Annotated in this window: 16 protein-coding genes; 9 read left to right on the top strand and 7 right to left on the bottom strand. The window is 67.8% G+C overall.

The genetic code is table 11. The features are described from left to right. Positions 1–12 precede the first annotated feature (12 nt). Positions 13–663: a dienelactone hydrolase family protein gene (locus tag QLQ85_RS13480; RefSeq protein ID WP_282739461.1), complete on the top strand. Its 651-nt coding sequence runs from the start codon at positions 13–15 to the stop codon at positions 661–663. A gap of 36 nt (positions 664–699) precedes the next feature. Here the strand turns inward: QLQ85_RS13480 and QLQ85_RS13475 are convergent, their stop codons facing one another. The 3 genes from QLQ85_RS13475 to QLQ85_RS13465 form a co-directional block, all read right to left on the bottom strand. After that, positions 700–1,614, bottom strand: coding sequence for a GGDEF domain-containing protein (locus QLQ85_RS13475; RefSeq protein ID WP_282739460.1), 915 nt, complete (start codon positions 1,612–1,614; stop codon positions 700–702). Positions 1,615–1,848: 234 nt separating this feature from the next. Beyond that, positions 1,849–3,003, bottom strand: coding sequence for a cyclopropane fatty acyl phospholipid synthase (gene cfa, locus QLQ85_RS13470; RefSeq protein ID WP_282739459.1), 1,155 nt, complete (start codon positions 3,001–3,003; stop codon positions 1,849–1,851). A gap of 181 nt (positions 3,004–3,184) precedes the next feature. Beyond that, positions 3,185–4,120 carry a LysR family transcriptional regulator ArgP gene (locus QLQ85_RS13465; protein WP_282739458.1) on the bottom strand — a complete coding sequence of 312 codons (936 nt, stop codon included), beginning with the start codon at positions 4,118–4,120 and terminating at the stop codon, positions 3,185–3,187. Positions 4,121–4,216: 96 nt separating this feature from the next. On the opposite strand from QLQ85_RS13465, the gene QLQ85_RS13460 reads away from it, so the two are divergent. The 5 genes from QLQ85_RS13460 to QLQ85_RS13440 all read left to right on the top strand — a co-directional run bounded on the left by QLQ85_RS13460 (position 4,217) and on the right by QLQ85_RS13440 (position 9,307). Continuing rightward, a complete protein-coding gene (locus QLQ85_RS13460) occupies positions 4,217–4,831 on the top strand; it encodes a LysE/ArgO family amino acid transporter (protein WP_282739457.1) in 615 nt (204 codons plus the stop codon). Positions 4,832–5,087: 256 nt separating this feature from the next. Then, on the top strand, positions 5,088–6,188 hold the full coding sequence (gene hppD / locus QLQ85_RS13455) for a 4-hydroxyphenylpyruvate dioxygenase (RefSeq protein ID WP_282739456.1): 1,101 nt from the start codon (positions 5,088–5,090) through the stop codon (positions 6,186–6,188). A gap of 169 nt (positions 6,189–6,357) precedes the next feature. Beyond that, positions 6,358–7,818 carry a sodium-dependent transporter gene (locus QLQ85_RS13450; protein WP_282739455.1) on the top strand — a complete coding sequence of 487 codons (1,461 nt, stop codon included), beginning with the start codon at positions 6,358–6,360 and terminating at the stop codon, positions 7,816–7,818. 101 nt (positions 7,819–7,919) lie between these two features. Then, positions 7,920–8,750 carry a uroporphyrinogen-III C-methyltransferase gene (gene cobA, locus QLQ85_RS13445; RefSeq protein WP_282739454.1) on the top strand — a complete coding sequence of 277 codons (831 nt, stop codon included), beginning with the start codon at positions 7,920–7,922 and terminating at the stop codon, positions 8,748–8,750. Positions 8,751–8,824: 74 nt separating this feature from the next. Then, on the top strand, positions 8,825–9,307 hold the full coding sequence (locus tag QLQ85_RS13440; RefSeq protein WP_326521379.1) for a septal ring lytic transglycosylase RlpA family protein: 483 nt from the start codon (positions 8,825–8,827) through the stop codon (positions 9,305–9,307). Positions 9,308–9,337: 30 nt separating this feature from the next. Here the strand turns inward: QLQ85_RS13440 and QLQ85_RS13435 are convergent, their stop codons facing one another. Genes QLQ85_RS13435 through QLQ85_RS13420 form a run of 4 tightly spaced genes read right to left on the bottom strand, consistent with a single transcriptional unit; the run spans position 9,338 to position 13,069 of the window. Further along, positions 9,338–10,429 (bottom strand): ABC transporter substrate-binding protein, encoded by a 1,092-nt coding sequence (locus QLQ85_RS13435; protein WP_282739453.1) that lies wholly within the window; start codon positions 10,427–10,429, stop codon positions 9,338–9,340. Further along, positions 10,426–11,799, bottom strand: a complete 1,374-nt coding sequence (locus QLQ85_RS13430; protein ID WP_282739452.1) for a sensor histidine kinase — start codon at positions 11,797–11,799, stop codon at positions 10,426–10,428. Before QLQ85_RS13430 ends, QLQ85_RS13435 begins: the two co-directional genes overlap by 4 nt. Beyond that, entirely contained in the window at positions 11,796–12,458 is a 663-nt protein-coding gene (locus QLQ85_RS13425; RefSeq protein ID WP_282739451.1) for a response regulator, read from the bottom strand. The genes QLQ85_RS13430 and QLQ85_RS13425 overlap by 4 nt, the downstream gene beginning before the upstream one ends. Continuing rightward, positions 12,455–13,069 (bottom strand): helix-turn-helix domain-containing protein, encoded by a 615-nt coding sequence (locus QLQ85_RS13420; RefSeq protein ID WP_282739450.1) that lies wholly within the window; start codon positions 13,067–13,069, stop codon positions 12,455–12,457. Before QLQ85_RS13420 ends, QLQ85_RS13425 begins: the two co-directional genes overlap by 4 nt. 206 nt (positions 13,070–13,275) lie before the next feature. Here QLQ85_RS13420 and QLQ85_RS13415 point away from each other — a divergent pair, with 206 nt between their 5' ends. The 3 genes from QLQ85_RS13415 to QLQ85_RS13405 are packed head-to-tail and all read left to right on the top strand — an operon-like array spanning position 13,276 to position 16,240. Further along, the gene (locus QLQ85_RS13415) at positions 13,276–14,265 is read left to right on the top strand and encodes a Bug family tripartite tricarboxylate transporter substrate binding protein (RefSeq protein ID WP_282739449.1); all 990 of its coding nucleotides are present in this window, start codon (positions 13,276–13,278) and stop codon (positions 14,263–14,265) included. Further along, entirely contained in the window at positions 14,262–14,714 is a 453-nt protein-coding gene (locus QLQ85_RS13410) for a tripartite tricarboxylate transporter TctB family protein (RefSeq protein WP_282739448.1), read from the top strand. The genes QLQ85_RS13415 and QLQ85_RS13410 overlap by 4 nt, the downstream gene beginning before the upstream one ends. Further along, the gene (locus tag QLQ85_RS13405; protein ID WP_282739447.1) at positions 14,714–16,240 is read left to right on the top strand and encodes a tripartite tricarboxylate transporter permease; all 1,527 of its coding nucleotides are present in this window, start codon (positions 14,714–14,716) and stop codon (positions 16,238–16,240) included. The genes QLQ85_RS13410 and QLQ85_RS13405 overlap by 1 nt, the downstream gene beginning before the upstream one ends. Position 16,241: the final 1 nt, after the last annotated feature.

Below are 16,241 nucleotides of genomic sequence, written 5' to 3'. Positions count from 1 at the left end.
GGAGGGCCGGCCATGTCGTATGCCCAGCAGCAACTGGAGATCGAGACGGCGGGCGTCGGGCTGGAGGGAGACCTGCTGCTGCCCGGGGCGCCGGTGGGCATCGTGGTCTTCGCCCATGGCAGCGGCAGCAGCCGCTTCAGCGTGCGCAACCGCCGCGTGGCGCGTCATCTGGCCGAGCAGGGATTCGCCACCCTGCTGTTCGACCTGCTGACGCCGGAGGAGAGCCTGATCGATGAGCGTACCCGGGCCCTGCGCTTCGATATCGCGTTGATCGGCTCTCGCATGAGCGGGGCCGTGGACTGGGTGGCCGAGGCACCGGAGACCCGGGGGCTGGCGATCGGCCTGTTCGGTGCCAGCACCGGGGCCGCCGCGGCGCTGATCGCCGCCGCCGAGCGTCCCGACCGGGTGAGTGCCGTGGTCTCCCGGGGCGGGCGGCCCGACCTCGCCGGGGACCATCTGCCGCGGATGCGGGCGCCGACCCTGCTGCTGGTCGGTGGGCGCGACACCCGGGTGATCGCCCTGAACGAAGCCGCGATGGCGCGTATCACGGCCCCCTGCGAGCTGCTGATCGTGCCCGGCGCCACCCACCTGTTCGAGGAGCCCGGTACCCTCGAGATGGTCGAGGCGCGTGCCGCGCGCTGGTTCCTGATCCATCTCGGATAGGCATCCATCGGGATGCCGGCGAGCGCAGGGCCCGGCTCACTTGCTGTTCATCACTCGGTTGCGCCCCCCATTCTTGGCGGCGTAGAGGCTCTGGTCGGCACGGGCGATCAGGGTGTCGCGTGCCTCGCCGATGCGGTGTTCGGCGACGCCGATGCTGACGGTGACGTTGCCCGGACCGAGCCCGAAGTCGTGGGCCGCGATGCGTTCGCACAACCTCTGCGCCAGGGCCTGACAGTGGCGGATGGGGGTCAATGGCAGCAGCAGGGCGAACTCCTCGCCGCCCAGGCGGGCCACCAGGTCCTCCTCGCGCAGCGTATCGCGGCATAGCTCGCCCAGGTCGCGCAGCACCTGATCGCCCTGGAGGTGGCCCCAGGTGTCGTTGATCGACTTGAAGTGATCCAGGTCGAGCATCATCAGCGACAGCGGGGTGGCGTGACGATTGCTCAGGGAGATCTCCTCATCGAGCCGATCGATCAGTTTGCGGCGATTGGCGAGGCCGGTGAGGTCGTCGGTATCGGAGAGACGGCGCAGGCGCGCCTCCTCGGCGACCTGTTCGGAGATATCCAGCATCATGCCGTGCCAGAGCACGGCATCGTCGACCCGTCTCGGCTGGGCCCGCACGGCGATCCAGCTGTGACGGCCGCCCATCCGTCGCAGGCGGAACTTGGTGGTGATGGGGGTCATCCAGCGCGCCGAACGCTCGATGGCGGCCATCAACCGCGGATAGTCGGCGTCGTCGAGTCGGGCCAGCGCCGGCCTGGCGTCCTTGGTCAGCTGGCGACGATCGATGCCGGTCAAGCGGGTACCGCTGCCGGCCAGATAGGGGAAATGCATGTGGCCGTCCGGCGCACGTTGCAACTGGAAGATCACACCGGGCAACTGCTCGGTCAGCTCGGTGATGGTTGCAAGGTTCGTCTTTCCCCCACCCGGCATGACGTCTCTGGAGGGCATGCGGGTGTCCTTGTAGTCCTGCTGCGTACAGGTGGTGTTCTGCTCTCGGGCGCTGGGCGCCTCTAATCAAGCGTTAGATGATACGCCGAGCCGGGGGACGTCGCATCCTGCCACGGTTGTAGGAGATTGCCGACAACCCGGGATGGACATGACCGAAGCCAGCGTCATTCACCGCGGTACATCATACCGCTAGGGCGACTTCGGCAGTAGGCCATGGCTCACGGTTGCCGGTTGCTAGCGCGGCGCGTCGTAGCGTCCCGGGCGTCCCCGGGAGTAGACCACCTGCCACAGTTGCATATGGCGCGCCCGGAAGGCGCCGGCGCACACCGAGAGGTAGTAGCGGAACATGCGCCGGGTGCGCTCGTTGTAATGCTGGGCGATCTCGTGCCAGTGGGTGTCGAAGTTCGCGAGCCACGCCATCAGGGTGTGGTCGTAGTCGGGGCCGAAGTTCTGCCAGTCCTCCATCATCAGGTGCGCCTGTTCACTGGCCTTGGCGATATGCATGGCCGAGGGGAGCACCCCGTTGGGGAAGATGTAGCGGTTGAACCAGGGATCGGCGCTCACCACGGAGCGGTTGGAGCCGATGGTGTGCAGCAGGAAGAGGCCGTCCTCGGCCAGCAACCGCTCGACGGTCTGGAAGTAGGTCTCGTAGTTGCGATGCCCCACATGCTCGAACATGCCGATCGAGACGACGCGGTCGTAGTGGCCCTCCAACTCGCGGTAGTCCTGCAGCAGGATCTCAACCGGCAGCCCGGCGCAGCGCTGGCGGGCCAGTTCCGCCTGCTCGCGGGAAATGGTGATGCCGGTGACCTCGACCCCATGGTGGCGCGCGGCATGCTCGGCGAAGCTGCCCCAGCCGCAGCCGATATCGAGCACCCGCATGCCCGGGGCGAGTTCGAGCTTGCGACAGGCCAGTTCGAGCTTGGCGAGCTGCGCCTGGTGCAGGGTGGCCGCGTCCTTCCAGTAGCCGCAGGAGTAGCACATGGTGGGGTCCAGCATGCGCTCGAACAGGTCGTTGCCCAGGTCGTAGTGGGCCTCGGCGACGATATAGGCGCGGGCCTTGCTCTGCAGGTTGAAGAAGCCTGACTGCAGGCGATACATCAGCCGTTCGGAGGGGGTGCGCGCGCGCTCGCCGAGGCCGTGGCGTAGTAGCCGACAGGCCAGCTCGTCGATCCTGTCGCACTCCCACCAGCCGTCCATGTAGGCCTCTCCCAGGCCGAGCGTGCCCTGGTGGAGCACGCGGGAAAAGAAGTCGGGGTGAAAGATGCGCAGGTCGTGAGGGGCATCGCCGTTGAGGGTGACGCCCGAGCCGTCGAGCAGTTTCTCGACGACACGCCGGGCGCGGGTGTCTGGCAAGGCTAGGGGGCCGATGCGGGGATCACTGGTCATGGAGTCCTCCTGGTCCAGCAGGATCGAGGGTCATCGCAGGGCTGGCGGCAATGCTCGTGTCGTGCACCATCGGATCAGTCCGATTAGCATTGAGCATAGACCAGCCTGAAAAGACCGGGAAAATCCGCACGATCCAGCGCTGGATCGTTTCATGACGCGGAACAATCGCCAGGATGCATGGTCATGTCGCCGGCAGCGGCATCAACCAGGCGTCAACGATACGCAGCAGGTGGTCGGTCAGGGCGTCGAGGACCTCGCCGCCCTGGCGCCAGTGGTGCCAGTAGAGCGGTACGTCGATGACGTAGCCCGGAGAGAGGTCGACCAGGCTGCCGTCGGCCAGGTGGGGCCCGGGATCGATCTCCTGCAGGCGCCCCTCGTGCAGTTCTCGCTCGGCCTGTCGTTCGGGCACCATGCCGTAGCCGAGCCCGGCCAGCGCCAGGCCGACGAAACCCTCCGACGAGGGGCACAGGTGGTGGGGGAAGGGCGGCTCCACGCCATGCATGGCCAGGTAGCGGTGCTGCAGCCGGTCGTCGGGGCCGAAGACGATGGCCGGCGCCCGACGCAACGCCCCGGGCGTCACGCCGTCGGGAAAATGGCGAGCCATGAAGGCGGGACTGGCCAGGGCGCGATAGCGCATGCTGCCCAGCGCATGGCTGCGCGCCCCCTGCACCGGCCGTGGCGAATCGCAGATGCAGCCGGCCACGTCACCGTCGCGCATGCGCTTGAGCGCCACCTCCTGATCCACCACCACCAGCTCGAACAGCACCCGGTAGCGCTCGCTGAAACGGCCGATGGCCTCCGGCCACCAGGTGGCGAGGCTGTCGGCATTGATCGCCAGGCGCAAACGCCGTTCGCCGCTGCCCAGTGCCGGCACCTGGTCCAGCAGATCGCTCTCCAGCAGGCGTACCTGCTGGGCATGGTTGAGCAGCCGCTGTCCCAGCAGAGTCGGAGCGAGGCGCGGGCTTCTGACCAGCACCGGCTGACCCAGGCGTGCCTCGAGCAGCTTGATGCGCTGGGAGACCGCCGACTGGGTCAGCCCGAGGTGGCGGGCGCCGCGTTCGAAGCCTCCCTGATCGATCACCGCCACCAGCGCCTCGAGCAGCTTGTAGTCGAGCATCAGATTTACTTATCCCCTAGTGTATATATTCATTTAACTAATCAATGCGTCGAGCATAACCTGGGGGGCATTCACCTGCCAGGGAGGAAGCGTCGCATGTGGTTATCGTGGCTCAACGGGCTGTTGATCTGTGCCGGGTTGATCGTCGCCATCGGCGCGCAGAACGCCTTCGTGTTGCAGCAGGGACTCAGGCGCCAGCACGCCTGGCTGGTGGCCGGTGTCTGTGCGCTGTGCGACTGGCTGCTGGTGGGGCTGGGCGTGCTGGGCCTGGGCGCGCTGATCGCCCAGCAGGCCATGTTGATGGAGGTGGCCCGCTGGGCCGGCGCCGGTTTTCTCGCCTGGCAGGCCTGGCTGGCTTTGCGTCGGGCCTGCTCGCGGCATGCGCTGGTGGCCGGCGGGCGGCAACAGGCCTCCTGGCGTGGTGCGTTGGCGGCCACCCTGGCGGTAACGCTGCTCAATCCCCAGGTCTATCTGGAGACGCTGGTGCTGCTCGGTGCGATCGGGGCGGTGCAACCCAGCCCGCTGGGGTTCTTCATCGGCGCGGCGATGGCCTCGTTCGGCTGGTTCTTCGGCCTGGCGGCGGCGGCCGGCTGGCTGGCGCCGCGGCTGGCCAGCCAGCGGGTATGGCGGGCGATCGAACTCGGGATCGGGCTGATCCTGGGCTGGGTCGCCTGGCGCCTGGCGAGCGGGGTGCTGATGCCTCAGCTGTAACGTTGACGTTACGCCCTGTCAGGGAAACGCACCGGCGAGACGGCGCAGAGCGCCGACCAGGCTGGGCTGTAAGGTTTTCCTTACGCCGGATCAAGCCGAGGCGGGCAGAGTGCGCCGGGAGGGCGCCAACCGGGCGTTTCGAAGGGCAGCCGCGGACACTAGTCTGGAGGCACGCATCGGCACCGCCGGAACGCCGGCTACTACCAGCGACCCGACGCCGGGATTCCACGACAACCGCTCCCCCTGGAGGAAAGACATGAACGCACCCGCCAAGACCGTGCCGCCCATCAGCAAGACCAACCCCATCGGCACCAACGGCTTCGAGTTCGTCGAGTACACCGCACCGACCGCCGAGGGCATCGAGGCCCTGCGCCGGCTCTTCATCCGCCTGGGCTTCACCGAGACCCGCCGGCACCGCTCCAAGCGGGTCAGCCTGTTCCAGCAGGAAGGCGTCAACTTCGTGCTCAATGCCGAGCCGGGTAGTCATGCCGCCGAGTTCGGTCGCGTCCACGGCCCGAGCGCCTGTGCCATGGCCTGGAAGGTCGCCGATGCCCGCCAGGCCTTCGACCATGCTGTGGCCAACGGCGCCGAGCCGGTGGAGAACCCGGTCGGCCCCGGCGAGGTGGGGATTCCGGCGGTCAAGGGCATCGGCGGCTCGCTGCTCTACTTCGTCGATCCCAAGGTCGACGGCGAGGGGCGCACCATCTACGACATCGACTTCGAGCCCATTCCCGGCCGGGGCGCCAACGACCACAGCGTCGGCCTCAAGGTCCTCGACCACCTGACCCACAACGTCGACCGCGGCCAGATGGACGTCTGGGCCGACTTCTACACCCGCATCGCCAACTTCCGCGAGATTCGCTACTTCGACATCGCCGGCAAGAAGACCGGGCTCTTCTCCCGGGCCATGACCGCCCCCTGCGGCAAGATGCATATCCCGATCAACGAGTCCGCCGACGACAATTCCCAGATCGCCGAATTCCTGCGCGAGTACAACGGCGAGGGCATCCAGCACCTGGCCATGGCCACCGACGACATCTACGCCACGGTGCGGGCCCTGCGGGCCAACGGCATCACCTTCCTGAGCACCCCGGACACCTATTACGAGAAGGTCGACGAGCGGGTGCCGAACCACGAGGAGAACGTCGAGGAGCTGCGCGAGCTCAGCCTGCTGATCGACGGCGGTGAGGGCGAGGGCGTGCTGCTGCAGATCTTCACCGAGACGGTGATCGGCCCGATCTTCTTCGAGATCATCCAGCGCAAGGGCAACGACGGCTTCGGCGAGGGCAACTTCAAGGCCCTGTTCGAATCCATCGAGGAGGATCAGATCCGCCGCGGGGTGCTCGAGGACGACTGATCCCCCCGACGACCCCGCCCCCTCCCGGGCGGGGAGCATTCCTGGCAGGTGGGCAGGATCAACTCCTGTTCATCTGCCATATCACAATAAAATCCGTCACAATGAATGGCTCATGCCGATCATTCATCGCGTCGGGTGACAACAATATCCCCTGCTTCCCTGGTGAGACATGACAACATCCCAACAACCTCGCGCCCAGTGGCTCGGCCGCTGGGGCTTCGTGCTGGCGGCCACCGGCTCCGCCGTCGGCCTGGGCAATATCTGGAAGTTCCCTTACATGACCGGCGAGCACGGCGGCGGTGCCTTCGTGCTGGTCTATCTCGCCTGCATCCTCGCCGTCGGGGTACCGGTGATGATGACCGAGATCGCCTTCGGCCGCCGCGGCCGCGGCAGTCCCATCGATGCGGTACGCCGGGTGGTCGCCGAGTCGGGACGCTCACCGGGCTGGTCGCTGCTGGGCTGGATGGCCATGCTGTGCGGCTTCATGATCCTGTCGTTCTACGTGGTGGTGGCGGGCTGGTCCTTCTCCTATCTATGGAAGATGATCTCCGGCGGCCTGGCCGGCTCCGGCGTCGACGACATGGTGGCGATCTTCGTTGCCAACAACGAGAACCCGCTCAACCTGGGCTTCTGGAGCACCCTGGTGACGCTTGCCACCATGCTGATCGTCGGCAAGGGTGTGCAGGCCGGCATCGAGAAGAGCGTCAGCTGGATGATGCCGGGCATGGTGGTGATGCTGCTGATCCTGATTGCCTACGGGGTCTTCTCCGGTGGCTTCGGCGAGGCGTGGCGTTTCCTGTTCTCCTTCGACGCCGGCAGCCTCTCCAGTGACGGTATGCTGGCCGCCCTGGGGCACGCCTTCTTCACGCTGTCGCTGGCCTCCGGGGCCATCCTCACCTACGGCAGTTATCTGCCGGCCCGCGCCTCCATCGTGCGCACCACCTTCAGCGTGGCCGTCGCCGACACCCTGGTGGCCTTGATGGCCGGCCTGGCGATCTTCCCGGTGATCTTCGCCAACGGCATGGACCCGGGCGAGGGCCCGGGGCTGATCTTCATGAGCCTGCCGCTGGCCTTCCAGGGCATGCCGCTGGGCACCCTGTTCGGTATCCTGTTCTTCGTCATGCTCTCCATGGCGGCGCTGACCTCGGCAATCTCCATGGTCGAGGCCACGGTTTCCTGGCTCGTCGACAACAAGGGCGTCACACGTCGTACGGCGGCCTGGGGGTCCGGCATCCTGCTGTGGCTGATCAGCACCCTGGCGATGCTGTCGTTCAACCTCGGCGCCGACTGGACGTTCGCCGGCCGCCACTTCTTCGACTGGCTCGACTACCTGACCTCGCGCTGGATGATGCCGCTCGGCGGCCTCGGCATGGTGCTGCTCGCCGGCTTCGTGCTGAAGAGCGAGACCTTCCGCGACGAGCTGGGGCTGTCGCCGCGCTGGTATGCGCTCTGGCTGTTCATGGTGCGCTACATCAGCCCGCTGGGCATCCTGGTGATCTTCGTCGATGCCCTGGGCATCGCCCGGGTCGAGTTCGGCGCCCACTGGCCCTGGCTGCTGGCCGTGCTGGTGGCGGTGACGCTGACCGGTGAGCTGGCGAGTCCCCGGCTGCGCAAGGCCCTGGGGGGGTGAGGCCGGGATTGCGGGGGCGAGGCGTTTTCGTGGTGGCGCCGTGATCCCCAATTCATTACTTTATGGCATATGTGACCGGAGAATACTGGAGTGAAGGGCATATGAGCGCCGACCACGACCCTCGCGACGATCGCGCATCGCCTCCCGACGCTCCGCCTCGGGGCCGGGTCAGCCTGGTGGGGGCGGGCCCGGGAGACCCGGAGCTGTTGACCCTCAAGGCGCTCAAGCGACTGCAGGCGGCCGAGGTGATCCTCCACGATCGGCTGGTCAGCGAGGAGGTCCTGGCCCTGGCCAACCCGGCCGCGCGACGCCTCTATGTCGGCAAGGCGCGCTCGGACCACAGCCTGCCCCAGGAGGACATCAACCAGGCACTGCTCGACTGGGCGCGTTCGGGCAAGCGGGTGGTGCGCCTGAAGGGCGGCGATCCCTTCATCTTCGGGCGCGGCGGCGAGGAGCTCGAGGCGCTGGTGGCCGAGGGCATCGAGGTGGAGGTGGTGCCCGGCATCACCGCGGCGTCGGGCTGTGCCGCCTATGCGGGCATTCCGCTGACCCACCGCGACCATGCCCAGTCGGTGCGCTTCATCACCGGCCATCTCAAGAACGGCAGCACGGACCTGGACTGGCCGGCGCTGGCCCGCCCCGGCCAGACCCTGGTCTTCTACATGGGGCTGCACGGCCTGGAAGAGATCCGCCGCCAGCTGATCGCCCACGGGCTGGCGCCCGAGACCCCCCTGGCGCTGATCGAACAGGGCACCACGGCCCGCCAGCGCGTGCATCGCGGTACCCTGGAGCGGATGCCGGACTCCCTGGGGGGCCTCCTGCGCCCGCCGACGCTGATCATCGTCGGCGGCGTGGTGGCGCTCCACGATCGCCTGGCCTGGTTCGAAGGCCACCTGGCAGCGAGCCGCGGCTGGGACACCGGTAAACGGTAGACCGCCCCGGTAACCGCCTTGCATGACGGGCCGGGCATGCGACAATGATCGGCCCGTTTTGCCGAGCCTTCGCCATGTCATCCCGTCACCGCAGTGTCATTGCCGATATCGTTACCGCCGAGGCCGTCGTCGCCCGTGGCGCTCGGAGCGCACGCCGACAGTCCACTGCCTTTCGTCTGCCGATGCTGCTGCTGGCGGTCGTGCTGCTCGCCGGCTGTGCCAGCCGTGCCGGCCACCAGGCCGGCGTCGAGGTGCCGGCCGGCTGGACCGGCGAGCAGGGGCAGGCCTCCTACTACGCCGATCGCTACCATGGCCGGCGTACCGCCAGCGGCGAGCGCCATGACCGGCAGGCACTCACCGCTGCCCACCGCACCCTGCCGTTCGGCAGCCGGGTGCGCGTGATCCACCTGGGCAACGGTCGCGAGACCGTGGTGCGCATCAACGATCGCGGCCCCTTCGTCGGCGGGCGTGTCATCGACCTCTCCCGGCGCGCCGCCGAGGAGCTCGACATGGTGCGCAGCGGCACGGCGCCGGTACGACTCAGCCCGGCGCGGTGACGTCGTCGGCGCTGGTCACCGGCGGGGCGATCAGGGATGAGGCCGTGGTCGACCCGACCAGCGCTGATATTCCCGCGTCCAGCGGGCCAGCAGGGCCTCACGCTTGAGGTCGTCGAGCGTGGCCAGCAGGCCCGGTCCCAGTCGGATCGGGCGCAGGGCGTCGCCGAGGCGGGAGCGCAGCTCGCTTGCCGTGCCGGGGCCCTCCAGCGCCGGATGCACCGCGCCCAGTGACGTCTGTTCGCCGATCACCCGTTGTCCCGCCTCGCTGAGCAGATAGTCGAGCAGGCGTCGCGCCGCGTCGGGATGCGGTGCCTCGCGGGGGATGAAGGCCAGGCGCTGGGTAACCAGCGCATAGTCGCGCGGGATCACCATCTCCAGTTGCGGATGAGCGGCAACGAAATCGCTGGCGTAGCTGCCCAGCAGGTTGTAGCCGATCAGATAGCGTCCCTCCGCCAGGCCGTCGAGCATCTCCCCCGTGGTGCCGACCAGTTCCGCATCGACGCCGCCCAGGGCGGCGACCAGGTCCCAGTAGCGCGGCGACAGGCGCACCTCCTCGATGGCATAGGTGTAGCCGGCACCGCTGCGTGCCGGATCGTAGGTCACCACGCGCCCGCGCAACGCCGCGTGGCGGGACTCCAGCAGGTTCAGCAGGTCGGCGTGGCTGGTGATGGCCCCGAAGCGTTCGGCCAGTTCGCGGCGATAGACGATGACGATCGGCTCGAAGGTGAGGCCGAACAGCTCCCGGCGCCAGCGTGCCCAGTCCGGCCAGTCATCGGCGTGAGGCGTCCTCAGTGGCTGGGCATGGCCGTCGTTGGCCAGCCGGTACTGCCAGGGCATGGCCGAGGAGATCACCAGGTCGGCCTTGTCCTCCTCTTCGTCGAGGAAGTGGCGATGCAGCTCGAGGGTGGTGAAGTTGCGGTAGTGCAGCTCGATGTTCGGGTGGCGCCGGTGGAAATCTGCCAGCACCGGCTGGACGTGGGGCAGGTCCAGCGCGCCATGGACGATCAGCGAGAGCGGCGGCTCGCCATCGCGAGGCGCGGCGGGGAAGTGCAGCCTCTCGTTGGCCAGCCCCGGCAGGCTGAGCCATGCCAGGCACAGCAGCAGGCACAGCGACTTGGTCATCGTCGGTCTCCCAGGAAGCGCAGCGTCACGCGCAGGCCCTTGCCGTCCCGGGCATCGTTCAGTAACAGCCGTGCCCGGTGGGTGCGGGCGATGCCGTCCACGATGGCCAGGCCCAGTCCCGAGCCTTCGACACCGTCGCGGCCTCGGTAGAAGGGGCGCAGCACCATCAAGCGTTGTTCTGCGGGAATGCCCGGGCCGTCGTCCTCCACCTCCAGGCTGGCCGGGGCATCGAGAACCCGCACCGTGATGCGACCGGCCCCGTAGCGTCGGGCATTGTCGATCAGGTTGCTCAGCGCTTCCTCGAGCTGCCAGTCGATGCCGTCGATCATGATCGGCGCGTCGGTGGTCTCGACGCCGATATCGATGCCGTCGCGATGGCACACACTCCAGGCGCTACGCGTCGCCGTGCGGGCGATCTCGTTGAGGTCCAGCGGTTGCAGCTCGGGGGTCGCCTCGGGGTTGTTGAGGCGGGTCAGCGACAGCAGCTGCACCGCCAGGCGAGCGGTGCTGGCGCTGGTGGACTGCATGGCCCGCAAGGCGTCGTGCCAGGTCCGGGGGTCGTCCTGGCGCAGGGCCAGCTCGGCGCGAGCGGAGAGGCCGGCCAGTGGCGTGCGCAACTGGTGGGAGGCATCGCCGATGAAGCGTTCCTGGTTGGCCCGCACCCGGCGCATGCGCGCCAGGAGTTCGTTGAGCGTCTCGCGCAGTTCGGCGAGTTCGCGTGGCAAGGGCAGTTCCAGCGGCGCCAGGGTGCGTGGATCGCGCGCCCGAATGGCGCGGCGCAGCCGGGTCAGCGGTGCCAGGGCGGAGCGTACCGCCAGCAGCACGACGATCACCGCCAGCCCCGCCATGGCGGCGATGTAGGCCAGGTTGCCGCGAAACAGGGTGAGCGTCAGTGCCCGGCGTCCCTCGCGGGTATGGGCCACCCGCACCTCGAAGCGTTCGCGCAGGCTCCAGTCTTCCAGGCGGGTGCGTCGAACGCCCTGGCGCAGGGCCAGGTCACGCCATTCGACATTGCGATAGTGCAGGGTGTCGACAGCCTCGCTGTCGCCGCGCGGGTCGCCGGGCAGCCGGGCGTTGCCGGTGATGAAGTGGCCATCGCCGTCGACCAACGCGTAGAACACCCGCTCCTCGGCGCTGGTGGCGAGCATCTCCAGGGCCGCCGGCGGAAGGTCGAACCACAGCCGTTCGTTCTGCCACTGGACCTGTTCGGCGATGGCCAGCGTGGCGGCCTCCAGCAGGCGATCGAAGGCGCGATCGGCGGTCCGCCGGGCGTCCAGGTAGGCCAGCACCAGCATCAGGGTGCCCAGCACCAGCAGGGGCAGCAACAGCCAGGCCAGCAGGCGGCGGTAGAGGCTGCCCTGATCGCTCATGGCGCCTCCAGCAGATAACCCAGCCCACGCACGGTGCGCACCTCCACCCGGCTGCCGGCGAGCCGGCGGCGCAGGCGATGGATGTAGACCTCGATGGCATTGTCGCCCATGGCGTCACCGGCGAAGGCTTCCTCGGCGAGTCGTGCCTTGTCCACCGGTTCACCGGCATGGCGCATCAGGCAGCTCAGCAGACGCTGTTCGCGGGGCGGCAGGCTCAGGGGCGCGCCGTCCAGCGTGAAGCGCTGGGTCAGGGCGTCGAAGACCAGTTCACCCACTTGCAGGGCGTGCCCGCGGGCCTGGCGGCGCAGCAGGGCGCGCACCCGAGCCTCGAGCTCGTCCAGGGCGAAGGGCTTGGCCAGGTAGTCGTCGGCCCCCAGGTCGAGCCCGCGCACGCGGTCTTCGATGGCGCCGCGGGCGGTGAGGATCAGCACCGGGGTCTCGCTGTCCTGGTGGCGCAGGGTGGCGAGGATCTCCAGGCCGCTGCACCCCGGCAGATTGAGATCCAGCAGGATCAGGTCATGGCCGTGGTTGGGGGTGGCGAGGCACTGCCGTGCGGCGCCGCCGTCGGCGATGATGGTGACCCGGTGGCCCTCTTGCCGCAGGGCATCGCCGAGCGTCTCGGCGAGCAGGGTGTCGTCCTCGACCAGCAGGAGTTTCATTGCGTGCCTCGTTCGGCGTCATCGGTCGGCCGTCGCGCGAGTTCGGCCAGGGTGGCATCGAGATGGTGCCGGGCGTCGTCCCGCGGCAGGCGCCCGGCAGGACCGGAGAGGCTCAGCCAGAGCGGCAAGCCGTCGGACCAGGCGTCCAGCGATCGGCATAGCATGAAGCCGCCGGGGAGCTCCAGCGCGGGCTCATCGTCGTTGGCCACCGTCCAGCGCATGCCGGGCCGCAGGTCGTGACGCAGGCTCGCCTCGGGCAGCGTGACCAGACGACATTCGGCGTGGCCCATGCCGACCTCGAGCAGGGCGGCGGTCTCGCCGCTGCGCTCGGCCAGGGAGTCCAGTACCGGTTGTATCCAGGCGGCCAGCTGACGGCTGGGCAGGTGGCGCCGTGACAGGCGTACCGGGGTGTGGCCGAGCCGATAGCGCCCATCCTGGCCACGCTGCACGTAGTCGTAACGCTCGAGCGAGGCCAGCAGTCGCAACAGGGTGCTCTTGTAGAAGCCGGTGACCTGCGCCAGGTCGGCCAGCGTGAAGTGGTCCTGGGGTGAGTCGAAGGCCTCGAGCACCGTCAGCGCTCGTTCCACGGCCTCGACGCGGTCCTGTGCCATGGGGTGACGATGCCTCCTTGACGTGGCGAAGGGGTGTTCAACTTTGGTCGCAATAAGGGGCTTTGGCGTTGACGTGCCCCGCCGGGATGCCTAACTTTCCATTCTGAGGAACGTAGTTCTGCCTTACAGAACTGTAAGGTAGGCGATCACCTCCGGCAAGTCAACCAAGGATCCGTCCCGGATCGACCAACGAGGGGAATACAACAATGTCCACCAGAACGCCACTCAAGCTGTTCGCCATCGCCGCCGTGACCCTGACCGCGGGAAGCGCCACGGCCTTCGAGCCCCAGGGCAAGGTCGAATGCCTGGCACCCGCCGACCCGGGCGGCGGCTGGGACTTCACCTGTCGCAGTGTCGGCAAGGTGATGGAGGACCTGGATATCGTTCCGCGCAGCGTCCAGACCATCAACATGGCCGGTGCCGGTGGCGGCGTGGCCTTTGGGCATACCGTCAGCAAGCGTGCCGGCGACGAGCAGTTGCTGGTGGCGGCGTCCACCGCGACCACCACGCGACTGGCCCAGGGGCAGTTCCCGAACATGAGCGCCGACATGGTCAACTGGATCGGGGCGCTCGGTGCCGACTACGGCGTCATCGCCGTGTCGGCGGATTCCGAGTACGAAGATCTCAATGCCCTGATGGATGCCCTCAAGGAAGACCCGCGCAGCGTCAAGTTCGCCGGCGGCAGTGCCAAGGGGGGCTGGGATCACCTCAAGGTGCTGATCGCCGCCCAGGCCGCCGATGTCGAGAACCTGCCGCGCATTCCCTACCTGTCGTACAACAACGGTGGCGAGGCTCTGACCCAGGTGATCGGGGGGCACGTCGACGCCTTCACCGGTGACATCACCGAGGCCCAGGGCTTCATGGAATCCGGTGACCTCAAGGTGCTCGCCGTGCTTTCCGAGGAGCGCCTGCCCGGTGAGTTCGCGGACATCCCGACCGCCATGGAACAGGGTATCGATGCGCTGGGCCCCAACTGGCGCGGCTTCTACATGCCGGCGGACATCTCTGACGAGGCCAAGCAGTACTGGGTCGACGCCATGGACACCATCTATGAGAGCGAGGAGTGGCAGAGCGTCATGACCCAGAACGGCCTGATGCCCTTCCACATGAGCGCCGGCGAATTCGAGACCTTCGTGATCGACCAGATCGCCGAGATCGAAACCCTCTCCAAGGACATAGGGCTGATTCAGGAATGACCTACAACGACCGCATCTTCGGGGTCCTGATGATCGTCCTGGCCGTCGCGTACGGCTGGGGCACCACCCAGTTCCCTGAACCCTTCGGCGGGACCGAAGCCGTCGGTCCCGATACCTTTCCACGCCTGCTGGCCGTCGTGCTGGCACTCTCGAGCCTGTACATGATCGTGCGGCCGGATCCGGATAACGCCTGGCCGTGGAGCCGCACCGGCATCGAGCTGATCGTCGCCGTGGTGGTGTTGATCCTCTACGCCGCGCTGCTGCAGCCGCTGGGCTTCATCATCAGCACGACCCTGGCGGTGGGGACCCTCTGCTGGCGCATGGGCTCCGCCCCGGTGAGGGCCTATGTGACCGGGGCGATCTCCGGGGTGGTGGTGTTCCTGCTGTTCAACTTCGCCCTCGATCTGGCGCTGCCGCTGGGCCTGCTCTCGTTCCTGGAGGTGAGCTGATGGAAACTCTCGGCTTCTTGATGGATGGGTTTGGTGTCGCCCTGGCCCCACACAACCTGCTGTTCGCCCTGCTCGGTGCCTTCCTCGGCACCCTGATCGGCGCCTTGCCGGGCCTGGGGCCGGCCAATGGGGTGGCGATCCTGATCCCGCTCGCCTTCAGCCTGGGGCTCGCCCCGGAGACCGCGCTGATCATGCTCACCGCGGTCTATGCCGGGGCCATGTACGGCGGGCGCATCTCGTCGATCCTGTTGAACATCCCCGGTGACGAACCGGCGATGATGACCTGCCTCGACGGCTATCCCATGGCGCAGCAGGGCAAGGCCTCCGAGGCGCTGGCGATCTCCGCCGTGGCCTCCTTCATCGGTAGCCTGATCGCCACCATCGGGCTGATCCTGCTGGCGCCGCTGCTGGCCGACTTCGCCCTGACCTTCGGCCCGGCCGAGTACTTCGCGCTGTTCCTGCTGGCCTTCGCCACCCTCGGCGGCATCACCGGCAAGAACCCCATGAAGACGGTGGTGGCCGCCGCCATCGGCCTGATGATCGCCACCGTGGGCATCGACAATACCGGGGTGCAGCGCTACACCTTCGGCGTGCTCGAACTCTACGAGGGGGTGGACTTCATCATCGCCATCGTCGGCCTGTTCGCGATCTCCGAGCTGCTGTTCTTCATCGAGGAGAAGGCCGGCGGCGGCAAGGCGAAGATGGCCGTCAACAAGCTCTCGCTGAAATGGAAGGACATCCGCTTCATCCTGCCCTCCAGCTTTCGGGGCGGTGTGCTGGGCTTTATCGCCGGCGTGCTGCCGGGGGCGGGCGCCTCGTTGGGCAGCTTCATCGGCTACACCCTGGAGAAGAAGGTAGTCGGCAAGAAGGGCTACTTCGGCCAGGGTGACCCGCGCGGTGTCGCCGCCCCCGAGGCCGGCAACAACGGCGCCTCCAGCGGTGCCCTGGTGCCCATGCTGACGCTCGGCGTGCCGGGCAGCGGCACCACCGCGGTGCTGCTCGCGCTGCTGATCTCGCTGAACATCACCCCCGGGCCGCTGATGTTCACCCAGAACGCCGACATCGTCTGGGGCGTGATTGCGGCGCTGCTGATCGGCAACTTCCTGCTGCTGGTGCTCAACATTCCGCTGGTGGGCATCTTCGTCCGGCTGCTGTCGGTGCCGCCGATGTACCTGCTGCCGATCGTCACCATGGTCGCCTTCGTGGGCATCTACTCGATCAGCAACACCGTCTTCGACCTCTACTTCATGGTGGCCTTCGGGGTGGGGGGCTATGTCCTGCGCAAGCTGGAGATCCCGCTGGTGCCGATCATCCTCGGCCTGTTGCTGGGGCCGGAGATGGAGAAGAACCTGCGCCACGCCATGGACATCTCCGACGGCGACTGGACGATCCTCTGGGACAGCGGCCTGGCCATCGGCCTGTGGGCCTTCGCCATCGCGGGGCTGATCCTGCCCTATATCGTCGGCCCGATCCTGCGCCGCCGCATGCGGGGCGTCGCCATCGCAGGGAATCCCGAAGGCGACTGAC

Source organism: Halomonas kalidii, from assembly GCF_030010475.1.
Lineage (GTDB): Bacteria > Pseudomonadota > Gammaproteobacteria > Pseudomonadales > Halomonadaceae > Halomonas > Halomonas heilongjiangensis.
Note: the sequence above shows the minus strand (reverse complement) of the source record. Positions and strands in the feature narration are given on the sequence as shown.